Source organism: Streptomyces sp. NPDC048142 (assembly GCF_043202835.1).
In the GTDB taxonomy this organism is placed as follows: Bacteria; Actinomycetota; Actinomycetes; order Streptomycetales; family Streptomycetaceae; genus Streptomyces.
In genome coordinates this window covers 43772-70022 of the sequence record NZ_JBIDBC010000037.1, presented here as the reverse complement: position 1 = coordinate 70022, position 26251 = coordinate 43772, and the positions used below count along the sequence as shown (strand labels likewise).

Sequence of the window (26251 nt, the reverse complement as noted above, 5' to 3'; positions counted from 1 at the left end):
CGTCAACGTCTTGTGGGCCCTGATCCGTGACCGACGGTGCTACGAGGTCACACCGCCCGTGACCGCAGCCGCTTGACAACAACATTAGGAAGCGGCGAGTCGGATTCACCATTCGTTCAGCACCGCCAAGGTCAGCGTGCAGGCGAGCACGGCGACGCAGACCATGTAGACGATCTGCTTCGACTTCTCGCTCACGGACGGCCGTGTTCCGAGTCCGCCGGCATCGGCTTTTGCTTGGGAGCGAGGCCGCTCGGCACCAAGTACGTCTGCCGACTCGCGGTGAGCGCGCCGAGGTCGGCCAGGGGCGTACGGGGCGGAAGCGTCGGGTTCTTGTGCTCCAGTTGCTTGCGGTACTCAGCGACGAGTTTCCGCAGCAAGCGGGCCAGGTCACGGACGTAGTTCCATGCGCTGAAGACAAGGACGCCGTCGGCAGGGCCGCCAGCGAGAAGCTGGTCTGCCTCCAGCCACGAACCTCGTGCCTCGACGCCTCCGCCGTCCCGCAAAGCCTCGGCGAAGACAGCGATCTGCCCCTTGAGCTGGAGCGTGTAATCGTCGATTTCCGGGCGCGTGGTCGTCCCGAGCTCAAGGCTGAGAGCCTCGTCCGCCGAGCGATCGGCTTCCTCGACGTCGAGGGGGTGTGTGGCGTTACCGGCGAACGCCGCTTCTCGCGGCGGAGTGAGCGGGGGGTGCGTCATTTCGTCCTCCTGTGCGTCATGTGCAGCAGGTACGGCACGAGCCGGGGCGGGCTGGATCTGCGAACGATCGTGCGACCGGGTCGTGATGGACCGTCAAAGGGCATGGCGGGTCTGGGTGTTTGGGGCTTTAAGCAACCCCTGCTGATAGCAACGATGGGGCATCAGAAACGTTGCGTGCAACCCCATCGAATGAGAAACGTTGCTCGATCTGAAATTGGCATATGACAGTCCAGATGTGCCCGGTACTCTGCGAGGCCAAGGAGGTGTCTCATGGTCGAAGCGCGACCGAACGTGCACCGCAGGCGGTTCGGATCAGTGGTGAGGTCGCTCCGACGCAGCGCCGGCCTGTCCATGGAGGAAGCCGCGGATCGCCTGGGGCTCAGTGGCAAACCGGCACTCTCGAAGATCGAGAACGGCAAGCAGCGGGTTTCCAACCTGGGGCTGACGGCCTTCTTCGGCGTCTACGGGGTGGACTCGGAGGACACGAGAGCCAAGGTGCGGGCGATGGCCACACTGGCCGCCTCTGGCAAGCGCACGAATCTGCTTGACGAGTACCAAGAAGCAATCCAGACGGACGGCTTCGAAGACTTCCTTCACCTCGAAGGAATGGCGATACGGTCCGAAGCCTTCCTTCAGGTCGTGCCTGGGCTGCTTCAGACCGAGGCGTACGCGACATCCATCGTCGAACGCAGTCAGGTGTGGTCCTCACAACGAGAGGTCAGGCGGTTCGTAGAGCTACGGCTTGCCCGGCAGGTCGCCCTGGACCGAGAGAAGCCGCTCGACCTCAACTGCATCCTGGACGAGGCGGCCCTGCGGCGCGTCGTGGGCGGGCCTGCTGTGATGAAGGGGCAGCTTGAACAGTTGCTGACCGTCACCCACGACCGCAGGAACGTGTCCGTGCAAGTTCTCCCCTTCGACGTTGGCGCCCACGCGGGGATCGACGCACCCTTCCAGCTTCTAGAATTCGAGGTGGGCTCGCCGATCGTGGTCGTTGAGACCAAGACAACCTCTGCCTACTTCGAGGAAGATGAGGACGTGGACCGGTACAAGTCCGCTCTCGAAAGCCTCCGGACACAGGCCCTCGACGCGCAAGCGTCTCGTCGCCACATCCAGAAACTGATCAAGGACTGCTACACATGAAGAGCAACGTCGATCTGTCCAACGCCGAGTGGGCCAAGAGCGAGATGTCCAACGGCGGTAACAACTGCCTCGAAGTTGCGTTCGTCGGTGACGTGGTGGCGCTGCGAGACTCGGTCGACGTGGGCGACCCGGACGCGGCGGTGCTCGTCGTCAGCCGACGGGACTACGAGCTCTACACCCAGAGTGTTCAGGCAGGTCAGAAGAACCTTCTGCCCTGATGGCGCGGGGGAGTGCCTGGGGCTCCGCAAACGCGTGGATGTCCCGACCCAAGGGCGAGTCAGCCCCGCACGCAGATAGCGGTGCGGGGCTGGAGGGCTGAAAGCTACTGCTCGGGGATGGACATCTTCACGTCCTCCAGCGCAGGGAGCGCCACCCGCGCCAGAGGACACAGCATTTGATCCTGACGGGTCGACTGAGTGGTGAGCTCATTCACCTGGTCTCGGTACGCCTCGCTCCCCTCGGCCAAGGCCAGGAAGGCGCCGTTCACTGGGCCGCGAGCTTCCCCATGCCGCGTTCAAGGCGGTACCGGACCGCGCGGTCCGTCACGTCGTCCTCGGCGGCTATCTCCAGGTCCGGCCAGTCAAGGCCTTACCGCAGGAACAGGGCTCGCCGCTCCTCGGTGGACAGATCGCACCGCTCCCAGGCCCAACGAACGTCGGCGAGGTGGGCGAACAACGTCCCGGCCGTTCTCGTGCCGCGACTGGGTCGCAGCTCGGTCAGCCAGCGGTTCCGGAGCTGCTGACACAGCCACCTGTACAGAAGCCTCGGCCCCCCTTTCGAGGATCTCGCGAGCCTCGTCGGCCTTCGGCAAGCGCCGGGTGGAGGGGGCCCGGAAGCTCGCGTCGGGGACCGCGCAGCGCATCGGCCTGGGGCGCATCGGCTGACAGTCCGACGGGTTGGTCACGTCGTTGGTCACGGAGGAAATTCCCGCTGGTCATGAGGCCCTGCGAGAGGAACTCGCCGGCGCGTTGGTCACGCCGTTGGTCATGGAGGGGGTAGGGAGCCCACGAAGCGCCTGGTCAAGGGGGCCACATGCTGGAGCGACGACCGGGGCCGCCACCCCCCACAGGAGAGGCCCCGGCCGTCTTCCACAGGGCCGCAGCACGACCCCGTACTCATCTCAGCGCCATCACTGCGTTTTCTGTCACACCGGAGGGCGGCCGACGAATTGTTGCGGGTTGTACAAGTCGTGGACGTGGCCCCCGCCGAGCACGTAGCGTGCTGCTTCGCGCAGGGTTGCGCAGCAGTTGACCAGCTGCGATTGACACGGCAGGGCGGGTTGAGGGAGTGCTGGGGGACGACGCGGAGCTGACTGCCGCGGTGCTCGCGGCACAGGACGGGGACGAGGACGCCTTCCGTGCTGTGTACCGCGCGGTGCAGCCACGGTTGTTGGGCTACATACGGACGCTGGTCGGGGAACCGGACGCCGAGGACGTGGCGTCCGAGGCGTGGCTGCAGATAGCGCGCGACCTCGACCGCTTCAGCGGTGACGCCGACCGGTTCCGGGGCTGGGCCGCGCGGATCGCGCGCAACCGCTCGCTGGACCATCTGCGGATGCGCAGCCGACGCCCCGCGATCGGCGGCGACGAGACCGAGCTGACCACGCGCGCCGCCGAGTCCGACACCGCGGGCGACGCCATCGAGGCGCTGGACACCGACCGCACCATGTCCCTCATCGCCCAGCTGCCGCAGGACCAGGCCGAGGCCGTCGTGCTCCGGGTGGTCGTCGGGCTCGACGCGAAGAGCGCGGCGCAGACCCTGGGCAAGCGGCCCGGCGCCGTACGCACCGCCGCCCACCGCGGCCTCAAGCGACTGGCCGAACTCCTCAGCGCCGACGAGCAGCTCCCGGCGCCTCGGGCCGACGGCGCGTTCGCCCCGGACGGCACTCCGGCACCGGACCCGGCACAGGGGGCCGGTGGCGACGCGGGTCCGGACGCGGGCGGTGGCGCCGGGCTCGGCGCCGTGCCCTCCCAGCGGCCCGGCCGGGACGGTCCGGCGGCGCCCGCAGGGGTCACTCCCGGTGTGACGCATTCGCGACCGTGGACGCAGAAGGACATGTGATGGCCGACGAGCACTACAAGTGGCTTGACAAGGACGCGGCGGAGAGACTGCTCCGCGGCGAACCGGTCGTCCCCGTCGGCGACCAGGCCCGCACCGACGCCCTCCGGCTCGCCGAAGCGCTCGGCACGGCCCGCGGGGGCCCGCGCCCCCCGTCAGGTGAACTCCCCGGCGAGGACGCGGTCCTCGCCGCGTTCCGGCAGGCCGGCCACGGCAACGGCGGGGACCGGCTCGCCGGCCGGGAGGCGGGCGCCGCCGTACCCGGCCGGCCCGGCACGCTGCACGCCGTCCATATCGGTTCCGGCCCCGGCACCCCGGCCCGCCGCCCACGCTGGAACCGGCCGGTCCGCTTCGGCCTGGTCGTCTCGCTCGCGGGCTGTGCGCTCGGCGGGGTGGCGTTCGCCGCCGGTACGGGCGTGTTCACCGGGTCCTTCGGCGAACAGGGCTCGCCCGCGCCCGCCACCTCCGTATCGGCTGCCGTGACCCCCGAGCCGCTGACGTCCAGCGGGCCGTCCGGGGACGCGTCGTCCCCGGCGGACCCGTCCGCGCCCGACGTGCCGGAGGCGTCCTCGCCGCCCGCGCCCCGGGAGTCCGGCGGGCCGGAGGAGCCCGACGCGGCGCGTACCGGCGACACCGGCCGGGAGTCCGGCGCGGACCGACCGGGCAGCCCGGACCGGCCGGGCGACGACGGCCGGGAGGGGACGTCCGGGAGCGGCGACGGCCGGGACGACCGACCCGGCGGCTCCGGCGACGACACCGGCTCCGGGAACTGGTACGAGAAGTCCGTCAAGGCGTGCAAGGCCTTCCGCGGCGGCACCCTGAACGACCGGAGCCGACGTCAGCTGCTCCAGTTCGCGAAGGGCGAGAAGAACCTGGCGCACTTCTGCGACCGCCTCCTTGACGGGAACGACGGGAACGACGGGGGCGGCGGGGGCAACGGATCCGGCGGTCCCGGCGGTGGGGGTGGCGACGGCGACGGTCAGAACGGGCCGGGCGACGGCGGCTCGCTGCCGCCCGTCTCCTTCCACCCCGTACCGCGCTCCGGCGCGGCCCCGGAGACCCGGACGGACATCGACGGTACGTCCGTCCGCGGGATGGAAGCCGAGGTTCCGCCGCTTCCGAAGAGCACCGGCGCGGCCTCCGTACTCACGCGCTGACCTGCGGTTTCAGGGCCCGACAAGCGGGCCGGGCGGCCAGGTGTGACGTTTTTCGGATGCCGGGCGCAGTACAGAGTGAGCCGACTGGTCATCGGCCGCGCGACGAGCCGGGGTTCCCCCCGTACCTTCGGCTCAGCGCATCGGCGCGGGCGGGACACGTTCCCCCGGTCCCGCCCGCGCCCTCTCTTCTTGCCCGTGCCATGCCGTGCGCCGGATCACCGGTACGGGCGGGCAGCCAGCGCTGGATCACCAGTACGGGCGGGCAGTCAACGCCGGATCACCAGTAGACGACGACCTTGTCGCCGTTCTTCACCTGGTCGAACAGCGCCGCGACTTTCTTCTTGTCCCGTACGTTGACGCAGCCGTGCGAGGCGCCGCCGTATCCGTTGGCCGCGAAGTCGGCGGAGTAGTGCACCGCCTGGCCGCCGCTGAAGAACAGGGCGTACGGCATCGGGGTGTCGTAGAGCGTCGACACATGGTCCCGGGACTTCCAGAACACCGGGAACACGCCCTCGCGGGTCGGCGTGTACTCCGAGCCGAAACGTACGTCCATCGCGGAGACGACCCGGCCGTCGATCATCCACGCCAGGGTCCGGCTCTTCTTGCTGATGCACAGGACCCGGCCCTTCAGGCACCGTTCGTCCGGCGCGGCCACCGGCCGCTCGGTCGGCGGGTCGAGCTCGGCGGCCGCCGGCACCCGGGTCATGGCCAGCAGCCGCTGCCAGGTGACCGCGTCGGCGTTTCCGGTGACCGCCAGCCGCCGCTTGGCCTGGAAGGACCGTACGGCGTCGGCGGTGACGGAGCCGTAGTAGCCGGTGGGATTGCGCCCGAAGTGGCCGATCTGGCGGAGCCTGGCCTGGAGTTCCCGCACCTGGCTGCCCTCGGACCCGGTCCGCATCAGGACGCGCGGCGGCGGTGCGGTGCTCGGCTCGGGGGCCGGCCGGGCGGTCGTCGGGTCAGGGGCCGGGGTGGTGGCGGACGCCGACGGGCTCGGGGGTGGTGAGGTGCGCGGCTTCGCGTCCTCGGTCGCGGGGGCGGTGGGGGAGGGACTCGCGGTCGGCGCGGCGGCCTGCGTGGCGCGCACCGGCGGCGGCGCGTCCTGCGCCCCCTCGGCGGTCCCGGGCTCGCACCCCGTCGCGAGGGCGGCCAGTGCGACGAGGGAAACGGCGACGACACGACGCCCGCGCGCTGGTGCCGGTGCCGGGGCGGGAGCCGACGTCTGGGCCTGGGCGGGGATCAGGGCGGGAGCCGAGGCCCGAGCAGGGGCTTGGGCCTGGGCGGAGACCGAGGTCTGGGAGAGGGCCGGTTCCTGGGCCTGGGCGGGGATCCGGGCCGGTGTCACGGCCGGCGCCGAAACCCGCCCCGGTATCGTTTCCGCCGCCCGCGCCCCGCCCGTACCTTTGGCTCCCCGGCCGCCGTCCCACCCGCTGTTCGTGTCCGTCACGCTCGCTCCCCCTTGCTCACCCGCCGGCCCGTGCCTCCTGTACGGATTCCCGTCCGGACCGGCCCCCGAATCCTCCGTCGGACACGAGCCGCGCGTCCAGCCCCCGGAGAGGTCGTCCGGCGGATCATGGCCGGGTCCCGCCCGCCGGTCCCGCCCGCACGGTCCCACCCCGTCTCCCGCACGGTTCCGGACGGCTCTCCCGTGCGGTGCCGGACGGCCGGTACCGCCTCGTGAAACCCCCTGGACGGCGACCCGTACGAACGTGCGAGACTCCGTCCATGCTGGGTGTCACCGATCTTCCGACCTATCTCGCCGGTCTGGCGCTGATCGTTCTTCTGCCGGGGCCGAACTCGCTGTACGTGCTCTCCGTCGCCGCCCGACGCGGCGTACGTACCGGCTATACGGCCGCCGCGGGCGTCTGGACCGGGGACACCGTCCTGATGACGCTCTCCGCGCTCGGCGCCGCGTCCCTGCTCCAGACCACGCCCCTGCTCTTCGCGATCGTCAAGTACGCGGGCGCGGCCTATCTGACCTGGATGGCCATCGGGATGCTGCGGGCAGCCGTATCCCTGTGGCGCGAGCGGCACCGGCGTACCGCCGAGCTGGTGGAGACGGTCGAGACAGCTGAGATGGCCGAGGCGACCGAGACCTCCGGGGCGACGGCGTCCGCGGAGAGGCCCTACCGTCGGGCGCTGGTGGTCAGCCTGATCAACCCGAAGGCGATCCTGTTCCTGATCTCCTTCTTCGTCCAGTTCGTCGACCCGGGCTACGCCTACCCGGCGCTGTCGTTCCTGGTGCTGGGCACGCTGCTCCAGCTCGCCAGCTTCGCGTACCTCTCGGTGCTGATCTTCGGCGGCACCAGGCTGGCCACCGCCTTCCGCCGCCGTAAGCGGCTGTCGGCGGGGGCCACTTCGGCGGCCGGCGTCCTCTTCCTCGGGTTCGCGGCCAAGCTCTCGCTCAGCAGCGTGTAGACGCACAGAGCGGTGCGTGGACACGCAGAGCAGCGTGCGGGCGCGCTGCTCTGCGTGCGGAGGCGCAAAGAAGGGCCGGGCGCCCTCAGTGGTGCCAGGCCTTCCCCCCGACGTTGTGGATCATCCGCTGGAGCACCTTGAGCGCGGCGACGAACTCCGCCTCGGGGATGCCCTCGTGGATCTCCGCGCTCGCGCGCATGACCCTCGCGTACGCCTTGTCGCGCAGCGCCTGCCCCTCGCGGGTCGCCCGCAGCCGGGCCCCGGAGTCCTGGGTGACCAGCCCCCGTTCGAGGAGGCTCTCGACGGCTTCCTCCATACCGTCGGCCCCCGCCCCGGGGGCGGGGGCGAGGTAGCCGCTGAGCATGGTGACCAGCTCGGCCCGGTCCCGTCCCTCCTCGTCCGCCCCGTCCAGTTGGTTGAGCACCCACCAGGGAGGCTGGGTGAGTCCGTGCTCGGCCAGCGCGGACCGGATGTGGGTGACTGTCGCCTCGTGCGCGGCCCAGCTCCAGTAGCCGATCGGCTGGCGGGCGAGTCCTGCGTCGTCGTGTGAGTAGTCCATGTCGTGGAAGGTAGGACCTCAAGCGAAGTTGAGGTCAAGCCCCCACAGGATGTTCTCCGCCGCGCGCCCGGTCACCCGGCGGACGCGCAGAGTTCACCCGCTGTCGTGGCGGGCGTCACCCGATCCTTCCGCCGTCTCACTACGTTGTCGGGACCATGATCGAAGGCGAGGGCACGCGTGCCGAAACTGTCCGTTGTCGTACCGCTCCACAATGTCGCGCCCTACGCTCCGACCACGCTGGGCAGCCTGGCCCGCAACGCGGACCCGGACATCGAGTTCCTGCTGGTCGATGACGCGTCCACCGACGGCACGCAGGACATCGTGGACCACTGGGCCGAGCGGCTGCCGCGCGCCCGGGTGATCAGACACGGTACGAACGTCGGCATCGCGGCCGCCCGCAACAGCGGCATCGACGCCGCCGAGGGCGACTACCTCACCTTCCTCGACGGCGACGACTGGTACGCCCCCGGCCATCTGGACCGGCTGGTGCGCGCCGCCCAGGACCTCGACTGCGACTTCGCCCGCACCGACCACGTCCAGTCCACCGGCACCAACCGCGTCGTGCGGCGCGCCCCCGCGCCGCTCCGCGACACCGTGCTCGACCCCCGCGACGGGATCGGGGTGCCCGAGCACGAGACCATGGTCGACTACCCGTTCGTCTGGGCCGGGATCTACCACCGGCGGCTCTTCGCGGACGGCGCCCAGCGCTTCGCCACCGAACTGCGCACCGCCGAGGACCGGTTGTGGATCTGGCAGCTCCATCTGCGCGCCCGCACCTACGCGGCGCTCGGGCTGTATGGCATCTTCTACCGGCGCGGGGTCACCACCTCCCTGACCCAGATCAAGGACGCCCGCCAGCTCGACTTCTTCCCCGCCTACGACACGCTGCTCGACCAGCTGCGCGCGGACCGGGACGCGAAGACCCTGCTGCCCAAGGCCGTCCGCACCTACTGCGCGATGATCGCCTTCCACAACGAGAAGGCCGACGACTACGAGCCCGCCACCGCCCGCCGGCTGCGTGCCGAGTCGGCCGCCGCGCTGGGCCGGATGCCGCAGGACGTGCTCGACCGCACCCTGACGATGATCGACGACAAGCGCGGCACGCTGCTCAGCCGTCTGCGCACCAAGCAGACCAAGCAGATCGAGCAGATCAAGCAGATCAAGCAGATCAAGCAGATCGAGTAGATCAAGCAGATCGAGTAGATCGAGCAGACCCAGCAGACCCAGCAGAAGGCCGCCTGACCGATGCCCGTACCCCAGCCCGCACCCCACCAGCCCGCACCCCACCAGCCCGTACCCCAGCCCGTGCGCACCCAGATCTTCCAGGTATCCACCCTGTACGGGGCGGCCACCCTCGCCGCCGCGCTCGACGCCGGACAGTTCGGCCGGGCCCTCGACAGTCACCGCATCCTGCTGGTCTCCAACAACGCGGCCGTCCCCGAAACCGCCCTGCGGCTGGAGGAGATGCGCGGTTACGGATCCCTCGCCGCCCGCTTCGACGCCGTCGTCGACTGGAACGAGGCGATCAGCCCGCACCACCCCAGTGGCTGGGGCCCCCGCTCCGAGGAGACCGTCCTGTGGCAGCGGGCCTTCCGCCTCGCCTGGGACATCGCCCCCGACGCCCCCGTCGACCTGGCCGTGGAGTCCATCCAGGTCAACCCGGCCCGCGCGCTCGCCGCGATCTTCTCCGAGAGCGCCGTGCACGTCTACGCCGACGGGCTGATGAGCTACGGCCCCACCCGCAACCGGCTGCCCCGGTCCATCACCTGCCGCATCCGGCGCGTCCTCCACCTCGACCTGGTCACCGGACTGCGCCCGCTCCTCCTCGCCGAGGCCGGCGTCGAACCCGAACTCGTCCCCGACGACGCCTTCCGCGCCGTCCTCTCCGAGATCGCCACCGCGGCCGAGGGCGACCGGGGCCTCGCCGCCGCCGAAGCGGCGGCCCCCACCGCGATGCTGCTCGGCCAGTACCTCGCCGCCCTCAACATCCTCACCCCCGAGGAGGAAGAGGACCTGCACATCCGGATGCTGCGCGGAGCCGCCCGCGCCGGGCACACCTCCATCCTCTTCAAGCCCCACCCCACCGCCCCGGCCCGCTATTCCCGCGCCCTGGACGAGGCCGCCGCCGAGGCCGGCGTACGGCTCACGACTCTGGACGGCCCGCTGCTCGCCGAGACGCTGTACGAGCGGTGCGCGCCCACCCTGGTCGTCGGCTGCTTCTCCACCGCGATGTTCACCGCCGCCGCCTACTACGGCATCCCCGTCGCCCGCGTCGGCACCCGCCTGGTCCTCGACCGCATCACCCCGTACGAGAACAGCAACCGCATCCCGCTGACGATCACCGACCACCTCGTCCCCGACCTGGACGCGCGGCACTCCGGGGCCGTGCCCGACGATCTGGACGCGCACCGCCCCGGGGCGGTCCCCGACCTGGACGCGCAAGGTCCCGGGGCCGTCCCCCGCCTGCCGCGCACCGCGCCGGACACCCTCGCCCCGCTGGTGCGGGCCGTCGGCTACTGCATGCAGGCCAAGCTCCACCCCGGGCTGCGCCCCGACGCCGAGGAATGGCTGCGGGAGCGGCTCGACCCCACCACCCAGCACTACTTCAAACGCCGCCGCCTGCAGAGCCTCACCCTGCCCGGCGGCGGCCCCCGGGGAGCGGCGGTCCGGCTGCGCCGCACCGTACGGCGCACCCGCAGCACCCTGGGCCTCTGACCCGGGGCCGGGGGTGAACCCCGGTAGGCGTCCGACTCACAGAACGGCGGAACGAGCATGGGCCAGACCCTCACCGGGCTGCTCACGTCAGTACGTGCGATTGCGGGACGATCGGGGACGCCGGCCCCGGGACGCTCCGGCGGCGGACCGGAGCCGGCGCTCCTGGCCGCCCTGCGGCTCTGTGGCGACCACCTCGCCGCCCTCGCCGCCTCCGGCCCCCTCACCGACGCCCGCCGCACCCGGCTCATCGCGTCGATCGGCGCCCTGACCACCGCGTGCTCCACCCCGGGCGCCGACGCGTTCGACGCGCTGCTGCGGACCGGGCAGCAGGCCCTGGACAGCGGGGGCGACGCCGAGGCCCGCCTCGCCCTGGCCCTCGCCGACGAGGCGACCGCCCTGCGCACCCGCTCCAAGGGCGCCTGGCGGCTGCGCGGCAACGCCCTGGACGCGCTCGGCCGGGGCGAGGAGGCGATCACGGCGTACGAACACCACCTCGCGCTCCAGCAGAACGCCGCCGCCTCACGCGACGTCGAGCGCCGGATCGCCACCCTCCGCGCCGCGGGGGACCGCATCGACGAAGCGTTGGCGCTGTTCGGAGAGACGGAGAGGGAGGAGGAGGGGGAGAAGCAGGGAGCCGGCATGGAGGCTTCCGTACCCGCGCAGGCCGCCGGCGCGGGCGTGACCCCCGCCTCCGGCGGTGACGGCCGCCGCACCGCCGTCCGCCTGTCGCGTCACCTGCCCGCCGCCGAGGCCCGCACCGCCTTCACCGACCTCGTCCGCCGCCGCACCGCCGAACGCGGGGCCGCCGATCCCGCCGTGCGCCGGCTCGCCGCGCTCTACACCGAGCACCGTCGGCTCTCGGACCGCGATCCGATGGCCGACCCGCTCCTCGACGGGGCCGAGCCCATCGGCGTCCCCGGTCTGCGCCGGCTCGTCGCGGGCCGGACGGTGTGTCTGGTCGCCGACACGCCGCATACCGCCGAGCAGGAACAGCGGCCCGGCAGCCCGCTGGCCGCCCGGATCGAGGGCTACGACCTCGTCGTGCGCTGCGACGCCGTACGCCATGCCGCACCCACCGCCCGCACCGATCTGCACGCCTGCACCCTGCGCGGCGACACCCCGTGGAAGGACCCCCGGTGGGAGCGGCGGGCGGGCGCCCGGCTCGTCTTCGGCGATCCGCTCCCGCACTGGCGGCTCGCCCTGCGCAGCCGGCTCGTCCCCGGCGCGCAGGACCGCATCGGCGACGCGTCGCTGCGCCGCCCGCTGCACGATCCGGCGCTTCTCGGCGAGGCGGCCGGCGGCGAAGGACCCGCGAGCACCGCGTACACCGTGCTGCGGCTCCTCGACTTCCTGGGCACCCCCGTCCGGGTGGACCTCATCGGGTTCGAAGAACCGGCGGCCCTCTCCCCGCACGAGCGCGAGTGGATCGGGGCGCGGACCGGGAACGCGGACGACGCCGCGGTGAGGATCACCCTGCGATGACGACCCCTGAGCCCTTGACGACGCCCGAGCCCTCTGCGGCCCCCGGCCCCGCCTCCGTCGCCGCCGCTGCCCCCCTGACCGGCTCCGCCACCCGTATCGACTCCGCCGACGACCGCCATGCCGTCACCGGGAAGCGCAGGATCGCCTTCGCCGTGTACGTCGCCGGCGCGGACGAACTGCCCGGACTCCAGGCCCTCCTGCGCAGCCTCGCGCTGAGCAACCCGGCCCTCTGCGAGGACGTCGTCGTCCTGCACCCCGGCCTGCCGGACACCGCCTTCGACGCCGCCCGCCGGCTGCACCCCCGGCTGATCCCGCGCACGGCCGCCGGACGCCACGACGTGTTCCGCGTGGACGGGTACGACACCGTGCTCGCCCTCACCCCCGCCATGGTCGTCCTCGGCCGGCTCGACGCCCTGCTGAGACTCCGTACGGGCGTGGCCGCCGTGCCGCGCCCCGGCCCCGACAGTGCCCCGGACCTGCGCGGCGGTGTCCCCGACGACGGGCTGCTGGTGATCCAGCGGCGGGACCTCGCGGCGGTGATCCAGCGGCGGGACCTCGCGGCGGTGGACCAGAGGCAGGACCTCGCGCCGGAGGTCCAGGACCTCGTGCCGGAGCCGCTTGTAGCGAATGACCTCCCGGAAAGTCTTCTCGTACCCCTGGACTCCCGTCACGACTTCCGGGCGCTGCGGCTCAACGACGACCTGCCGGTCCCCGAGGGCGTCGTCGTCCTGAACTTCGCGGACGCCCCCGCAGCCCGCACCGGCCTCGCCCCCGCCCACGCCGCCAGGGACCGTTTCGACCTGGACGACGAGGCGTTCCGGGCCGCCTACCTCGCCCTCCCCGGCCCCAAGCACCCGGACCTGCTGCTGCACCTCGCGCTCCCGTTCCCCGACCGGCCCCGGCCGCCGATCGACCTGGTCCGGCAGCTCGCCGAGATCCTCCGGGGGCGCGGTCGGCACGACGAGGCCGTCGCCCTGCTGGGCGAGGCGGTCGCGGGCCGCCCCGACCTGCCACGCTGCCACGAGACGCTCGGCGTCTGCCTGATGGCGCTGTCCCGGTACGAGGAGGCCGAGACGCACCTGCTGCTGGCGACCGCCTCGCCGGACTTCGCCCCCCGGGCCTTCGGTCAACTGGCCCGCCTGGCCTGGCTGCTGGGCCGTACCGAGGATGCCCGCGGTTATGCGCTCGCGGGTCTGGAAGCCGACCCCACCGATGCCAACTGCCGTGCCTGGTACACCCGCACGTCCGAGACGGTCATCCCGGACCGGTCCTCGGCAGGCGTCCGGCCCGGTGAACAGCTCGCCCATGTGGCCCTGTTCGCCGACGGCGAGGAGAACGCGGGCGACAAGGTGCTGCCCGAGGCGGTCCGCAGCTGCTTCACCGCCGACACCGGCCCGGACCGCTGGCACCAGCAGCACGCGCACCTGCTGGTCGACGAGGCCACCCTCGAACGCCTCAACGCCCGGCGGGCGGTGATCGTGGGCGGCGGGGGGCTCTTCCTCCCCGACACCGCGCCCAACGGCAACAGCGGCTGGCAGTGGAACATCCCCGACGACGTGCTCGCCCGGATCACCGCCCCCCTGGCGGTCTTCGCCGTCGGCTACAACGTCTTCGACGGTCAGCGCTACCGCCGCGAGCGGTTCACGGCCTCCCTGCGGGCCCTGGTCGAACGGTCCGCGTTCTTCGGGCTGCGCAACCACGGCTCCGTCGCCCGGGTCAGGGAACTGCTGCCCGCGTCCCTCCACGAGAAGGTGCGCTACCAGCCCTGCCCCACCACGGTCGCCCGCCACCTCGATCCCCGCCTCGCCGAACCGGCGGCGCGCGAGGACACCGTGCTGATCAACTGTGCCTACGACCGGGCCGGGCTCCGCTTCGGCCACGACTACGGGCACTTCCTCGCGGAGATGGCCGGGGCGATCCGGGCCGTCTCCGCATCGGCGGAGGTCCGTTACGCCGCGCACATGCCCGCCGACGAACGCTTCGTCGACGATCTGCGCCGGGAGCACGGCCTCACCCTCCCCGTGGAACCGCTGTACCGTCTCTCCAACGACGCCGTACGCGACCTCTACCGGCGCGCCCGGCTGGTGATCGGGATGCGCGGGCACGCAGGAATGATCCCCTTCGGCTGCGGCACTCCCGTCATCAGCCTGGTCTCGCACCCCAAACTGGCCTACTTCCTGGCCGACATCGACCGGCCCGACTGGGGCGTCTCCGTCCACGAGCGGTCCCTCGGCGCCCGGCTCGCTGAGCGGGCCCGCGCGATGCTGGAGGACCACACGGCGGCGGTGGCCGACGTCCACGACCGGCAGCGGGCGCTGTGGTCGGTAACCCGGGACAACCTCGCCCGGCTACGTGAACTCACCGGTCTCCCGGACCCGTTCGGCGACCCGGGCCCGGACCTCGTGCTTCCCGCGCCCAGGTCCGCCGCCGAGCAGGACAGCGCCGCCCGCTCCCGGGGCCCCATGCGTGACGCGCCCCACCCTGCTTCCGGGGCCCACGGATGACGTACCCCACCCTGCCGGGGCCCCAAGCGTGACGCGCCCTGCCCCGCTCCCGGGGCCCCACGCGTGACGCGCCTTGCCCGACCCCGACCCCGACCCCGACCCCGTCCCCGGGACCGGGCGTGACGCCCCCGTCGTCACCGCCCGCCGGTATCAGCCCGTACCGCCCCGGAACCTCCGTCCACCCCTGAGGACCATGCCGACCACACCCTCCGCCTCCGCCTCCACTCCCACTCCCAGCTCCACCCCCGCTCCCGTCCCGGCGCCGGCGGTCCCGGAGGCTCCTCGTCCTGTCCGCGAGTACCGCTACGACATCGACCTGATCCGGCTGCTCTGCTCGGTCGGCGTGATCGTCTGTCATACCGGCTCGGCGTTCGTGAACACCGTGGGCCGGGAGGCGTCGCAGGGGCCCGGCACCTACTGGGCCGGGCTGACCGCCGACTCCGCCGGCCGCTTCGCCGTGCCGCTCTTCTTCGCCATCGCCGGCTGGGTGGTCCTGGTCGGTGCCCCGCCGAAGGACGGCGCGCGGCTGCGGCGGCGCATCGTGCGGATCGTGGTGCCCCTCGCGGTCTGGACTTCGCTCTACCTGGCCTGGGGCAGGCTCCGGGGGACCAACGACGACCCGGTGGCCGAGCTGGCGCTGGACTCCGTGTTCGCCTCGGTCCGCCCCGCCTACCACCTCTGGTACCTGTACGCCTACCTCCCCGTGATCATGGTCCTGGGTCTGGTCGTGCTGGTCAGGTCGGGCAAGCGGCCGTGGGGTTTCGGCGCGGCCCTGCTGGTCCTGGCGGCCGCCCCGTCGCTGTTCGGCGATCTGGCCGAGGCCACCGGCCGCGAACTGCCGCGCTTCGGCTGGGCCTTCGGGCCGTACCAGCTGATCTACGCGGTGCTCGGGGCGCTGCTGCTCGCCGCCCCGGCCGGCACGTTCGGCCGGCGGCGGCTCCCCTGGCTGCTGCTCGCGGCGGCCGGACTGGCCGGGGTGATCGCGTACCAGCACGAGGTGCACTACGCGATCCCGTACGCCCACGTCCTGGTGGCCCTGTTCAGCTGCGGCGTCCTGATCGCCCTGCACGGCCTGCGCGTCCCGGAGCGGATGCGCCCCACCCTGACCCGGCTGGCCGACGCGTCGTTCGGGGCCTACCTCGTGCACGTACTCGTGCTCGGCGTCCTCACCGACGCCTTCGTCCGCGCGGACCTGAGCGGCCCGGCAGCCGCGGCCCTCGTCGTCGGGGTCACCGTGGCCACGACGGCTCTGTCGTTCGGCGCGGCCCTGCTGTGGGGCCGCGCGGGGGCGAGCAGGGTGCTGGGCTGAGCGTCCAGCGCACGCTGCTGACCCTGGGGCCCCTTGCCGGCCCCGGGGCCCCTTCGCCCGTCCCGCGCACCCTGCCGGCCCCGGGGCCCCGCCGCTCCCTCAGCTCCCGCCGCTCCGCAGCGCCCGCGCCCGCCGGGCCACCCGGCGCAGGGCCGGGTTGCTGCGCAGGAACGCCAGCCGGGCCGGAACCACCCCGGGAAGCGCCAGCGAGGCCAGGCGGCGGCGCTTGAAGTAGCGCCAGGTCCGGCTGTCCAGGTGCGCGGCGAGGTAGCGCTCGGCGGCCGGACGCAGATCGGGGCGGACCTTCGGCCGCATCGCGAAGCCGACGGCCGCCAGCAGACCGTCCAGCTCCACCCCGGTGCGCGGCTTCTGCGCGGCGACCGCCTCCGCGTCGCCGAGCGCGGGCAGCAGCGCGTCGGCGATCGTCGCCGGGATCCGCTCGGCGTTCTCGTACGGGGTCAGGCGCTCCAGGAGCAGCCCCGTGCCGACGGTCGCCACCGGGAGACCGTGGAACCGGGCCGCCCCGAACAGCGCGGTCGAGGTGCAGCCGACGACCAGCGCGGGCCGCAGCCGGTGCAGCAGCACATCGGCCGCGACGGGCAGCGGAGTGTCGAGCACGGTCAGTTCGACGCCCAGCCGGGCCGCCTCGGCGAGCAGCGCTCCCGGGCTCTCCCACGGCGCGTACGGATCCGGCGCGAACACCAGCCGGGTGTGACCGAGGGCCGCCGCCCCGCGCACCATCTCCAGCCGCAGCCCCGCCTCCTCGGCCGCCGGGATCAGCCCGCCCCCGGCGAGATCCTGCCCGAGCAGCAGCGCGGGCGACTCGACGGCAGGCGACTCCCCGGCAGCCGGCGCGACGGCAGGCAATCCGTCGACGGCAGGCAACCCCCCGGCGGTCGACGCGGCAGCGGCAGGCAACCCCCCGGCGGTCAACGCGTCAGCGGCAGCGGCCGCGTCCGCCAGTTCGGCGACGACCTTGGTGATCGCCTCGGCCGGCACGGTCTGCGGCTCCACCCCGTACTCGCCCAGCAGCAGCGGGCGCACCCCGGGGACCAGGTCCGGATGGAGCAGCCGCCGCACCCGGGTCCCGGTCAGCGGGGGGATCTTCTCCCCGGTCGGGCCGTAGCCGCCGGGCCCCTCGGCGTACACATCTACCGGGACACCGGCGAAGACCTGGGTCAGGGCGCGTGCGGGACCCGCGTGCGGGGCGTCCACGACGAGCTCCAGCGCCTCGTCGCCGAGACCCCAGGCGCGCCGGAAGTGCCGCTCCCACAGCGGGGCGTCGTCGGCGCGGGGCAGCCAGCCGTCCGGGTGGAAGGGGAAGACCGCGTCGTTCCACGAGCGAACCTCGTCGAAGCGGGCGCGCAGCCGTTCGAAGCCGGCGGTCTCCGAGACGTCGGCAGTGGCCTCCGGCGCCGGCCCGGTCCGGGACAGCAGCAGGATCCGGCGGTCGGGCTCGGTGAAGCACCCCGCGTCGATCGCCGCGGCGAGCAGCACCGTCGCGGCGGGCGTGGAGGCGTGGAAGATCCGGATGGTCATGTGGCCGAGGCCCCCTTCGCGGCGGCCGGGCGGCGGCGCAGTCTGCGCACCCGGGTCGCCCGTGTCACGTCCATGGAGTCGAGCGCCTCGTTCAGCAGATGCTGCGGCAGGCGGCCCAGGGCCGCCGCGCCGCGCGACTTCAGTTCGCGGGCCACGGCCGGTTCGAATTTCTCGATATCACCCAGATGGTGGGCCATGACCGCGCAGTACGTACGTACGGCTTTCGGCAGAAACGCTTCCGCGTCACGGTCGGCTGCCGTCTCGGCGATCACCTGGTCGAAAGCGCGCAGGAAATCGAGCTGGCGCACATCGCCGATCTGGGTCAGCGAGGTGGACACCCCGCGCCGGTAGAAATGGCTGAGCAGGCCGAGGACGGCGAAGGATTCCGCCTCCCGGTGCAGCCGCCAGATCCACGGCCGGTCCTCGGCGGTCCGCAGCCCGTCGGTGAAGTGCAGCAGCCCCCGGTCCAGCAGCCGCCGGTGGTAGAGGCCCGCCCAGGCGAACGCGTAGTCCACCGAGGTGGTGCGGTGGGCGGGCAGGATCGCCGCCCGGGGATCGCTCACCACACCGTGCGGCCCGTGCGGAACCCGCCGTACGGTCCGCGAACTGCCGTTCGCCCGGACGTGGTCGGTGCGCACGAAGTCGCAGCCCAGCGCCTCGGTCCGGGCCACCAGCCGCTCGTAGTGCCCGGGGGCCAGCCAGTCGTCGCCGTCCAGGAAGGCGATGTACTCGCCGCGGGCGGCGTCCAGACCGGTGTTGCGCGCGGTCGCCAGACCGCCGTTCACCTCGTGCCGCAGCAGCCGGGCCCCGGGGATCTCGTCCGCGGCCCGGCTCAGCAGCCGGGGTGTCCCGTCGGTCGAACAGTCGTCGACCAGAAGGAACTCGAAGTCGTCGCGGGCGTTGGCCCGCAGACATCTGAGGGTGTCGGGCGCGTAGGTCTGCACGTTGAAGAACGGCACGATGACGGAGAGCTTAACCACGCGCATCACGTTAGGTGCGGCCCTGGCCCTTTCCTTTTCCGCAATGCGCCCGGAAGGTGAACAACACCCGACGTCCAGGTGAATCACCTTTTCCTGGCCGGGAATTGACGGTGATTTCGGGCCAGTCCCCCAATCGTCGGCTCGCTGTTAACCATCTGTTGCCGTCACGTTGGGCCACGCATCGAAATGCCTTCCTAACTTCTAGGACGTGCCCCCACGTACCAGCAATGAGGCCGAACCGGCCGAAACTCCCGCCGCGCCCCGACCGGCGCTGCGGGTCGCCGTACTCGCCGACTCCGACACCCGGTGGAAATGGGGCGCGCTCACCGCGCGCCGCCTGACCGCCGACGCGGGCGGGCGGGACGCGCGGCCCGTCGAGGTCAGCGGGCTGCTGCTGCGCGGCCGGGCCACCCCGACGCCCCGTCAGCTCGCGGAGGTCGGCGAGGTCGGGATCGACGCCGAGCGGGTCCGCGAGGTCACCGCCGTCGAGTTCCTGCACACCGTGCGCGACGAGGGTTACGACCTCGTCGTCCTCGCCCTCGTCGGCGGCGGCGTCCAGGCCATGCTGCACGGCCTCGCCGCCCTCGACCTGCCGCGCCGCCCCGTCGTCGTCACCGGATACGTCGGCGTCGTCTACGAGAAGCTCGCCGACGGGCTGCTGCTCCGCCACGGGGCGGACGTCGTCCTCGCCAACTCGGCCCACGACGCGGAGCGTTTCCGCGCGGTGTACGAGGGAGTGGGCGCCGACGCCTCGGCCGTCACGGAGGCCGCGCTCCCCTTCCTGGGCGGAGCCCCGTACCGCCCCGAAGAGGGCCGCGACACCGTGGTGTTCGCCGCCCAGCCCTCCGTGCCGGCCTCCCGCGCCGACCGTACGTACCTGCTCCGCCGGCTCGTCGAGCACGCCCGGCTGCACCCGGGCCGCGAGGTGCTGCTGAAGCTGCGCTCCAAGCCCGGCGAGCACACCACGCACATCGAGGAACTGCCCTACCAGCGGCTCGCCCAGAAGCTGCCCGGCGGCCTGCCGCCCAACTTCCGGCTGGTGTACGGGCACATGGGCGAGGTCCTGGACCGCACCGACCTCCTGGTCACCGTCTCCTCGACCGCCGCGCTGGAGTCCCTGCACCGCCGCATCCCGACCGCGGTCCTCACCGACCTCGGCGTACGGGAGACGCTCGGCAACCACCACTTCGTCGGCTCCGGGCTCCTCACCTCATGGGACCGGCTCGACGGCGGGTACCGGCCGCACCCCGACGAGGAGTGGCTGGCCGGCCAGGGCGTCGCCGCCGACGGCTCGTACGGCACCGCCTACGACACCGCCCGCGCCGAGGTCACCGCCCTCCTCGACGCGGACCGGCTCCCGCCCCTGGCCCCCTACTACACGCCCGCCACCGCCCCCGGCTACCTCCCCGGCATCCTCGCCCGCCACCACCTGGCCCCCGACGGCACGCCCCTGCCCGGCGCGGCCGCACCGCAGGAGGCCGGCCGGGTCCGGGGCGCGGTCCGCGAAACCGTCCGCAACGCGGCGCGCGGCGCCTACCGCCAGGGCGTCCAGCGCGTCGCCCCCGTGATCCGCCGGATGGGCGAGCTGTGACCGGGCCGGCCGGGGGAGCCGCCCCCGCATCCGAGAGCCGACCCACCGGGCGAACCGCGGTCACCACCCCAGCGGCCTCGACGACTTCAGCGGCCTCCACGACCTCAGGAACCTCCATGACCCCAGGGACAACGATGCAGTCGCCCCCGCCCCCGCCCCCGGCCCCGACCGTCCTCGCCGTGATCCCCGCCCGCGGCGGATCCAAGGGCGTCCCCGCCAAGAACCTCGCCGAGGTCGGCGGCATCCCCCTGGTCGCCCGCGCGGTCCGCGCCGCACTCGGCGCCCCCGAGGTCACCGACGTCGTCGTCACCACCGACGACGGGGCGATCGCCGAGGCCGCCCGGAGCGCCGCCACCGACCTCGGGGCCGCCCACCGGCTGCACTGCGTGGAGCGCCCCGCCGCCATCGCGGGCGACACGGCGACCAGCGAAGCGGCCGTGCTGCACGCCCTGGACGTCTACGAGGCCGAGCGCGCCCGGAGCGTCGACGTGGTCCTCCTCGTCCAGTGCACCAGCCCGTTCGTCTCCCGCGAGGACATCGACGGCGTCGCCAGGGCGGTGGCCCACGAGGGCGCGGACACGGCCGTCACGGTCGCCCCGTTCCACGGTTTCGTCTGGCGCGACGGGCACGCGGTCGAGGAGGGAACGTACGGCGTCAACCACGACAAGTCCGTACGCCCGCGCCGCCAGGACCGCCCCCAGGACCACCTGGAGACCGGCGCGGCCTACGCGATGGACGCGGCGGGCTTCCGTACCCACCGCCACCGCTTCTTCGGCCACACCGCCCTCGTGCCCACCGACCCGGCGCGGGTGCTGGAGATCGACGACCCGCACGACCTGGCCCGCGCCCGCGCGCTCGCCCCGCTCCTGGACCCCTCCCCGCTGCCCTCCCTCGCGGACGTGGACGCGGTCGTCCTGGACTTCGACGGCACCCAGACCGACGACCGGGTCATGATCGACTCCGAGGGCCGCGAGACGGTCGCCGTGCACCGGGGCGACGGACTGGGCATCGCCGCCCTGCGCAAGGCCGGCGTACCGCTGCTGATCCTCTCCACCGAGCAGAACCCGGTGGTCGCGGCCAGGGCCCGCAAGCTCCAGATCCCCGTCCTGCACGGCATCGACCGCAAGGACGAGGCGCTGAAGCGGTGGTGCGACGAGCACTCCATCGCCCCCGACCGGGTCCTCTACGTCGGCAACGACGTCAACGACCTGCCCTGCTTCTCGCTGGCCGGCTGGCCCGTCGCCGTCGCGAGCGCCCACGACTCGGTACGCGCCGCGGCGCGCGCCGTCACGACCACCCCCGGAGGCTACGGCGCCATCCGCGAGATCGCGGCCTGGCTGCTCGGCCCCACCCTCACCACCACCAGAACCACCTCTGAACCCACCGTCCCCACAGTCCCCGCCAAGTAAGGAAGCACCACCATGAGCACCTCCCGCCTGCGCACCTTCGGCACCCGCACCGTCGGCCCCGGCAACCCCGTCTACATCACGGGCGAGATCGGCATCAACCACAACGGCGACCTCGACAACGCCATCGCGCTGATCGACGCGGCGGCCGAAGCCGGCTGCGACGCCGTCAAGTTCCAGAAGCGGACGCCGGAGATCTGCACCCCGCGCGACCAGTGGGACATCGAGCGCGACACGCCCTGGGGCCGGATGACGTACATCGACTACCGCCACCGCGTCGAGTTCGGCGAGGCCGAGTACCAGGCCATCTCCGAGCACTGCGCCAAGCGCGGCATCGACTGGTTCGCGTCCCCGTGGGACACCGAGGCCGTCGCCTTCCTGGAGAAGTTCGACGTCCCCGCCCACAAGGTGGCCTCCGCCTCCCTCACCGACGACGAGCTGCTGCGCGCCCTGCGCGCCACCGGCCGCACGGTGATCCTCTCCACCGGCATGTCGACCCCGAAGCAGATCCGCCACGCGGTCGAGGTCCTCGGCTCGGACAACATCCTGCTCTGCCACGCCACTTCGACGTACCCGGCGAAGGCCGAGGAGCTGAACCTGCGGGTCATCAACACCCTCCAGCAGGAGTACCCCAACGTCCCGATCGGCTACAGCGGCCACGAGACCGGCCTGCAGACCACCCTCGCGGCCGTCGCGCTCGGCGCCACGTTCGTCGAGCGCCACATCACCCTGGACCGCGCCATGTGGGGCTCCGACCAGGCCGCCTCCGTCGAGCCGCAGGGCCTGACCCGCCTGGTCCGCGACATCCGCACCATCGAGCAGTCGCTCGGCGACGGCGTCAAGAAGGTGTACGAGTCCGAGCTCGGCCCGATGAAGAAGCTCCGCCGGGTCGCGGGCGTCGTCGCCGAGACCGAGAACGCGCCGGCCCCCGAGCCGGCCGCGGTCTGAGCGCCGACCGGTGAACCTCGCCTTCGTCGAGAGCCCGGTCCAGCTCCTGAACGTCCTGGAGTGGGTTCACACCCAGGGGGGAGACGATCCGGCCGCCACCACGGTCGTCGTCCTCCCCCCGGTCGACCCGATGTCGCGCGGTCAGCTGCGCCGGATGGCGGAGCTGGCCCGCGACGAGGGCATCGCCGTGCGCTGGCAGGAGGCGCGCGGCGAGTCCGGCGCGCCCCTGAAGGCCCTGCGCGCGCTGGCAGGACTGGTCCGGCGCGCGGAACACATAGTGATCGGCGACCCGTTCTCCCGCTATGTGCAGCTCCTGCTGACCCTGGTCCGCGCCGACCGCCTCACGGTGGTCGACGACGGCACGGCCACCATGGAGTTCGTCGCCCAGCTGGCCCGGGGCGAGCGCCTGACCCGCTGGCACCGCCGGGGCCGCACCGGACCGCGCGAACTGGTCCTGGCCCCGGTCACCGCCACGGCCCGCCGCCGCTTCACCCCGACCGCGGACCACACGGTCGAGGTGTTCACCGCGATGCCGGTCGAGGCTCCGCCCGGCATCGCGGTCACCCCGAACACCTTCGCCTGGACCCGCGCCCGTTTCGGCCCGCCCGCCGTCGGCAAGGACGCGGACCTGGTCGGCACCTCCCTGGTCGAGACGGGCGTCGTCGACCCGACCCCGTACCAGGAAGCGGTCACGGCCCTGGCCCGTACCCACGGAGCGACCCGCTACTTCGCCCACCGCCGCGAGTCCGCCGACAAACTCCGCGCCCTGGAAGCCGCCACCGGCCTGGAGATCGTCCGCCCGGACCTCCCCCTGGAACTCATCGCCCGCCGGGGCCCCATCGGCCGCACGATCGTCAGCTTCCCCTCCACGGTCGTCCACACCCTCCCGCTGGCCCTGGCCGGCACGGGCGTCCGGGTGGCGGTCTGCGACATCGCCCCGGAATGGCTCCGCGCCACGGCTTCGCCCCGGGCGCAGGGGTTCCTGAGCGGGGTCACGGAGACGGCTCGGGGGGTGCAGCGGCTGTCGTCGGTGGCGACCTGGAGCTAAGGGCTGTCCCGCCAATCCCTGGCGGGCGCACGACGACAGCTACGGCACCTCGCCGCGTTGTCGCAAGGGCGCGGACCCCGGCCCGGAAGACGAACCGGTATACCCGCAACCACTCAGCGTCACACGTCCTCACGTGAACTTTGTTCGCCTGTGCGGCTGAAGTTTTGTTGATCTGTGGCCAGTTGAGGGGGCAAGGGGCCTACGCTTCCTCAGGTGAACCAGTTGAAGTCCCGCGCCTCCAGCCCCCACCACCCGGCCGGCCAGCCCGGGGGAGGTGCGCTGCCCGGCAGGCTCTCCGACGAACTCCGTGCCGAGCTGATCGCCTTCCGCCGTGACCTGCACATGCATCCCGAGCTCGGCAACCAGGAGTTCCGCACCACCGCCGCCGTCAAGGACCGGCTGGAGAAGGCCGGGCTGAAGCCGAAGGTGCTCGCCGTGGGGACCGGGCTCATGTGTGACGTGGGGGAGTGGGACGGGGTGACGCCCATGCTGGCGTTGCGGGCGGACATCGACGCGCTGCCGATCCCGGACACCAAGGCGGGCGTGCCCTACCGGTCCACCGTGCCCGACCGGGCGCACGCCTGCGGGCACGACGTGCACACCGTCGCCGTGCTCGGGGCGGGGCTCGTGCTCGCCGGGCTCGACCGGCAGGGGCTGCTGCCCAACGCCGTGCGGCTGATCTTCCAGCCCGCCGAGGAGGTCCTGCCCGGCGGTGCGGTCGACGCGATCGAGTCCGGGGTGCTGGAAGGCGTCGGGCGGATCATCGGTGTGCACTGCGACCCGAAGGTGGACGTCGGGCGGATCGGGCTGCGGACCGGGGCCATCACCTCGGCCTGCGACCGGCTGGAGATCACGCTCGACGGGCCCGGCGGGCACACCGCCCGGCCGCATCTGACCACCGACCTGGTCACCGCCGCCGCCCGGATCGCCGTCGACGTGCCCGCGCTGCTCGCCCGCCGGGTCGACGCCCGCTCCGGGCTCGCGCTGACCTGGGGGCGGCTGGAGACCGGGCACGCGCCCAATGTCATCCCGCAGCACGCCGAGCTGTCCGGCACCGTCCGCTGCCTGAATCTGGAGGCCTGGCGCGAGGCCCCCGACCTGGTGCACGCCGCCGTGGACGAGGTGGCCGGAATGCACCGGGCCAAGACCGTGATCAACTACGTGCGCGGGGTGCCGCCCGTGGTGAACGACGCCGAGAGCATCGGCCTGCTCGACGCCGCGATGACCGAGCGCCGCGGATCGTATGCGATCGAGGACACCGAGCAGAGCCTGGGCGGCGAGGACTTCTCCTGGTACCTGGAGCGGGTGCCCGGCGCGATGGCCCGTCTCGGCGTCCGCACCCCGGGCGACACGCGCGGGCTCGACCTGCACCGCGGCAACTTCGACGTGGACGAAGAGGCCATCACCGTAGGAGTCGAGCTGTTCACCGCCTCGGCACTGCTCGACGGGAACCGTTAGCGGAGCGTTGACGCAGTCTTCGTGGGCCGTTCGTGGACCTGCGGGGCGCCCTCTGTTCGCGACGATCCGATAACGGCTTCCGTACGTGCTCTTATCTGACATCTACGCGCGTTACGATCGCGGCGAAACCAGCGCCGGAAGAGGCGCTTCGGTCAGGTTTGAAGGAGCCTTCCCTTGCGCCGGATCACCAGGATCACCACCGCGGGCCTCGCGTCCGCGGCACTTGCTCTCAGCGTCACCGCCTGTGGCGGAAAAACGTCGTCGGACGCCGCGTCCGACGCGGGCGGCGACAAGGCCGCCATCGCGTACGACATCGGCGGCCGCGGCGACCAGTCGTTCAACGACGCCGCCTACGCCGGACTCGAAAAGGCCGAGAAGGACCTCGACGTCAAGGGCAGCGAGGCCGAGCCCTCCGACGGTGAGGGCGACGCGGACAAGGTCCAGCGTCTCACCGAGCTGGCCCGCTCCGGCAACAACCCGGTGATCGGCGTCGGCTTCGCCTACGCGCCCGCCATCGAGAAGGTCGCGCCGAAGTTCCCGAAGACCACCTTCGGCATCATCGACGACGCCTCGGTGACCGGCGACAACATCGCCAACATCGTCTTCAACGAGGAGCAGGGCTCCTACCTCGCCGGCGTCGCCGCCGCCAAGGTCACCAAGTCGAAGACGGTCGGCTTCATCGGCGGTGTCGAGACCCCGCTGATCAAGAAGTTCGAGGCGGGCTTCATCCAGGGCGTCAAGGACACCGACGCCTCGGTCAACGTGCTTCCGCAGTACCTGACGCAGCCGCCGGACTTCGGTGGCTTCTCCAAGCCGGACCTCGGCAAGGCCGCCGCCCAGGGTCAGCTCGACAAGAAGGCCGACGTGATCTACTCGGCCGCCGGTCTGGCCGGTTCCGGTGCCATCGAGGCCGTCTCCAAGGCCGGCAAGTGGAACATCGGCGTCGACTCCGACCAGTACCAGCAGAAGGGGCTCGCGGACTACAAGGAGTCCATCCTGACCTCGGTCACCAAGGACGTCGAGGACGCGGTGTTCAACCTGATCAAGTCCGTCCAGGACGGCAAGCCGCAGTCCGGTGAGATCCGCTATGGCCTGGACAAGAACGGTGTCGGCCTCTCGACCTCCAACCCGGCCTTCACCGAGATGACCGACGTCATCGCGGCTGTCGACAAGGCCAAGCAGGAGATCATCGACGGCAAGATCACCGTCAAGACCGCTCCGTAAGCAGCTCGGCGCCCCGCCTCCTG

General features: G+C 72.5%; 21 protein-coding genes. 16 read left to right on the top strand and 5 right to left on the bottom strand.

Translation table 11 applies throughout. From position 1 onward, the window contains the following. Positions 1-191 precede the first annotated feature (191 nt). A complete protein-coding gene (locus ACGF2Y_RS31990; RefSeq protein ID WP_392954708.1) occupies positions 192-695 on the bottom strand; it encodes a hypothetical protein in 504 nt (167 codons plus the stop codon). A 270-nt stretch (positions 696-965) separates the two neighbouring features. Between ACGF2Y_RS31990 and ACGF2Y_RS31985 the strand changes: the two genes are divergently transcribed. From ACGF2Y_RS31985 to ACGF2Y_RS31970, 4 genes are all read left to right on the top strand, one after another. Beyond that, on the top strand, positions 966-1835 hold the full coding sequence (locus ACGF2Y_RS31985) for a helix-turn-helix domain-containing protein (protein WP_392954706.1): 870 nt from the start codon (positions 966-968) through the stop codon (positions 1833-1835). Then, complete coding sequence (locus ACGF2Y_RS31980; protein WP_392954704.1) at positions 1832-2053, top strand: DUF397 domain-containing protein; 222 nt, start codon at positions 1832-1834, stop codon at positions 2051-2053. Before ACGF2Y_RS31985 ends, ACGF2Y_RS31980 begins: the two co-directional genes overlap by 4 nt. A 1069-nt stretch (positions 2054-3122) precedes the next feature. Then, on the top strand, positions 3123-3896 hold the full coding sequence (locus ACGF2Y_RS31975; RefSeq protein WP_392954702.1) for an RNA polymerase sigma factor: 774 nt from the start codon (positions 3123-3125) through the stop codon (positions 3894-3896). After that, entirely contained in the window at positions 3896-5050 is a 1155-nt protein-coding gene (locus tag ACGF2Y_RS31970; RefSeq protein ID WP_392954700.1) for a hypothetical protein, read from the top strand. Before ACGF2Y_RS31975 ends, ACGF2Y_RS31970 begins: the two co-directional genes overlap by 1 nt. A gap of 277 nt (positions 5051-5327) precedes the next feature. On the opposite strand, the gene ACGF2Y_RS31965 is transcribed toward ACGF2Y_RS31970, so the two are convergent. Beyond that, the gene (locus tag ACGF2Y_RS31965; protein WP_392954721.1) at positions 5328-6290 is read right to left on the bottom strand and encodes a peptidoglycan-binding protein; all 963 of its coding nucleotides are present in this window, start codon (positions 6288-6290) and stop codon (positions 5328-5330) included. A gap of 482 nt (positions 6291-6772) precedes the next feature. Between ACGF2Y_RS31965 and leuE the strand changes: the two genes are divergently transcribed. After that, complete coding sequence (leuE, locus tag ACGF2Y_RS31960) at positions 6773-7465, top strand: leucine efflux protein LeuE (RefSeq protein ID WP_392954698.1); 693 nt, start codon at positions 6773-6775, stop codon at positions 7463-7465. An 85-nt stretch (positions 7466-7550) separates the two neighbouring features. Here the strand turns inward: leuE and ACGF2Y_RS31955 are convergent, their stop codons facing one another. Continuing rightward, the gene (locus tag ACGF2Y_RS31955; protein WP_392954696.1) at positions 7551-8024 is read right to left on the bottom strand and encodes a MarR family winged helix-turn-helix transcriptional regulator; all 474 of its coding nucleotides are present in this window, start codon (positions 8022-8024) and stop codon (positions 7551-7553) included. Positions 8025-8201: 177 nt separating this feature from the next. On the opposite strand from ACGF2Y_RS31955, the gene ACGF2Y_RS31950 reads away from it, so the two are divergent. From ACGF2Y_RS31950 to ACGF2Y_RS31930, 5 genes are all read left to right on the top strand, one after another. Then, positions 8202-9209 carry a glycosyltransferase family 2 protein gene (locus ACGF2Y_RS31950; protein ID WP_392954694.1) on the top strand — a complete coding sequence of 336 codons (1008 nt, stop codon included), beginning with the start codon at positions 8202-8204 and terminating at the stop codon, positions 9207-9209. 60 nt (positions 9210-9269) lie between these two features. After that, a complete protein-coding gene (locus tag ACGF2Y_RS31945) occupies positions 9270-10739 on the top strand; it encodes a polysialyltransferase family glycosyltransferase (protein WP_392954692.1) in 1470 nt (489 codons plus the stop codon). Between the two features lie 57 nt (positions 10740-10796). Further along, positions 10797-12221: a hypothetical protein gene (locus tag ACGF2Y_RS31940; RefSeq protein ID WP_392954690.1), complete on the top strand. Its 1425-nt coding sequence runs from the start codon at positions 10797-10799 to the stop codon at positions 12219-12221. Beyond that, on the top strand, positions 12218-14725 hold the full coding sequence (locus ACGF2Y_RS31935; protein WP_392954688.1) for a polysaccharide pyruvyl transferase family protein: 2508 nt from the start codon (positions 12218-12220) through the stop codon (positions 14723-14725). The genes ACGF2Y_RS31940 and ACGF2Y_RS31935 overlap by 4 nt, the downstream gene beginning before the upstream one ends. Before the next feature lie 193 nt (positions 14726-14918). Continuing rightward, positions 14919-16034, top strand: coding sequence for an acyltransferase (locus ACGF2Y_RS31930; protein WP_392954686.1), 1116 nt, complete (start codon positions 14919-14921; stop codon positions 16032-16034). A 99-nt stretch (positions 16035-16133) separates the two neighbouring features. Here the strand turns inward: ACGF2Y_RS31930 and ACGF2Y_RS31925 are convergent, their stop codons facing one another. Together ACGF2Y_RS31925 and ACGF2Y_RS31920 are read right to left on the bottom strand one after the other, a co-directional pair. Continuing rightward, positions 16134-17573: a polysialyltransferase family glycosyltransferase gene (locus tag ACGF2Y_RS31925; protein ID WP_392954684.1), complete on the bottom strand. Its 1440-nt coding sequence runs from the start codon at positions 17571-17573 to the stop codon at positions 16134-16136. Further along, entirely contained in the window at positions 17570-18553 is a 984-nt protein-coding gene (locus tag ACGF2Y_RS31920; RefSeq protein ID WP_392954682.1) for a glycosyltransferase family 2 protein, read from the bottom strand. The genes ACGF2Y_RS31925 and ACGF2Y_RS31920 overlap by 4 nt, the downstream gene beginning before the upstream one ends. 208 nt (positions 18554-18761) lie before the next feature. On the opposite strand from ACGF2Y_RS31920, the gene ACGF2Y_RS31915 reads away from it, so the two are divergent. The 6 genes from ACGF2Y_RS31915 (at position 18762) to ACGF2Y_RS31890 (ending at position 26228) form a co-directional block, all read left to right on the top strand. Continuing rightward, positions 18762-20144, top strand: a complete 1383-nt coding sequence (locus tag ACGF2Y_RS31915) for a DUF6716 putative glycosyltransferase (protein ID WP_392954680.1) — start codon at positions 18762-18764, stop codon at positions 20142-20144. A 116-nt stretch (positions 20145-20260) separates the two neighbouring features. Next, a complete protein-coding gene (locus ACGF2Y_RS31910; RefSeq protein ID WP_392954678.1) occupies positions 20261-21553 on the top strand; it encodes a cytidylyltransferase domain-containing protein in 1293 nt (430 codons plus the stop codon). A gap of 12 nt (positions 21554-21565) precedes the next feature. Next, a complete protein-coding gene (locus ACGF2Y_RS31905; protein ID WP_392954676.1) occupies positions 21566-22498 on the top strand; it encodes an N-acetylneuraminate synthase family protein in 933 nt (310 codons plus the stop codon). 10 nt (positions 22499-22508) lie between these two features. Beyond that, the gene (locus ACGF2Y_RS31900; protein WP_392954674.1) at positions 22509-23546 is read left to right on the top strand and encodes a hypothetical protein; all 1038 of its coding nucleotides are present in this window, start codon (positions 22509-22511) and stop codon (positions 23544-23546) included. A gap of 222 nt (positions 23547-23768) precedes the next feature. Beyond that, positions 23769-25004, top strand: a complete 1236-nt coding sequence (locus ACGF2Y_RS31895) for an amidohydrolase (RefSeq protein ID WP_392954719.1) — start codon at positions 23769-23771, stop codon at positions 25002-25004. 174 nt (positions 25005-25178) lie between these two features. Beyond that, complete coding sequence (locus ACGF2Y_RS31890) at positions 25179-26228, top strand: BMP family protein (protein ID WP_392954672.1); 1050 nt, start codon at positions 25179-25181, stop codon at positions 26226-26228. The last annotated feature ends 23 nt before the right edge of the window (positions 26229-26251 follow it).

Bases quoted from the DNA above. Each gene is read 5' to 3' on its own strand.
- ACGF2Y_RS31990 (WP_392954708.1), bottom strand. From the start codon at position 695: ATGACGCACCCCCCGCTCACTCCGCCGCGAGAAGCGGCGTTCGCCGGT.
- ACGF2Y_RS31985 (WP_392954706.1), top strand. From the start codon at position 966: ATGGTCGAAGCGCGACCGAACGTGCACCGCAGGCGGTTCGGATCAGTG.
- ACGF2Y_RS31980 (WP_392954704.1), top strand. From the start codon at position 1,832: ATGAAGAGCAACGTCGATCTGTCCAACGCCGAGTGGGCCAAGAGCGAG.
- ACGF2Y_RS31970 (WP_392954700.1), top strand. From the start codon at position 3,896: ATGGCCGACGAGCACTACAAGTGGCTTGACAAGGACGCGGCGGAGAGA.
- leuE (WP_392954698.1), top strand. From the start codon at position 6,773: ATGCTGGGTGTCACCGATCTTCCGACCTATCTCGCCGGTCTGGCGCTG.
- ACGF2Y_RS31955 (WP_392954696.1), bottom strand. From the start codon at position 8,024: ATGGACTACTCACACGACGACGCAGGACTCGCCCGCCAGCCGATCGGC.
- ACGF2Y_RS31945 (WP_392954692.1), top strand. From the start codon at position 9,270: ATGCCCGTACCCCAGCCCGCACCCCACCAGCCCGCACCCCACCAGCCC.
- ACGF2Y_RS31940 (WP_392954690.1), top strand. From the start codon at position 10,797: ATGGGCCAGACCCTCACCGGGCTGCTCACGTCAGTACGTGCGATTGCG.
- ACGF2Y_RS31935 (WP_392954688.1), top strand. From the start codon at position 12,218: ATGACGACCCCTGAGCCCTTGACGACGCCCGAGCCCTCTGCGGCCCCC.
- ACGF2Y_RS31930 (WP_392954686.1), top strand. From the start codon at position 14,919: ATGCCGACCACACCCTCCGCCTCCGCCTCCACTCCCACTCCCAGCTCC.
- ACGF2Y_RS31925 (WP_392954684.1), bottom strand. From the start codon at position 17,573: ATGACCATCCGGATCTTCCACGCCTCCACGCCCGCCGCGACGGTGCTG.
- ACGF2Y_RS31910 (WP_392954678.1), top strand. From the start codon at position 20,261: ATGACCCCAGGGACAACGATGCAGTCGCCCCCGCCCCCGCCCCCGGCC.
- ACGF2Y_RS31905 (WP_392954676.1), top strand. From the start codon at position 21,566: ATGAGCACCTCCCGCCTGCGCACCTTCGGCACCCGCACCGTCGGCCCC.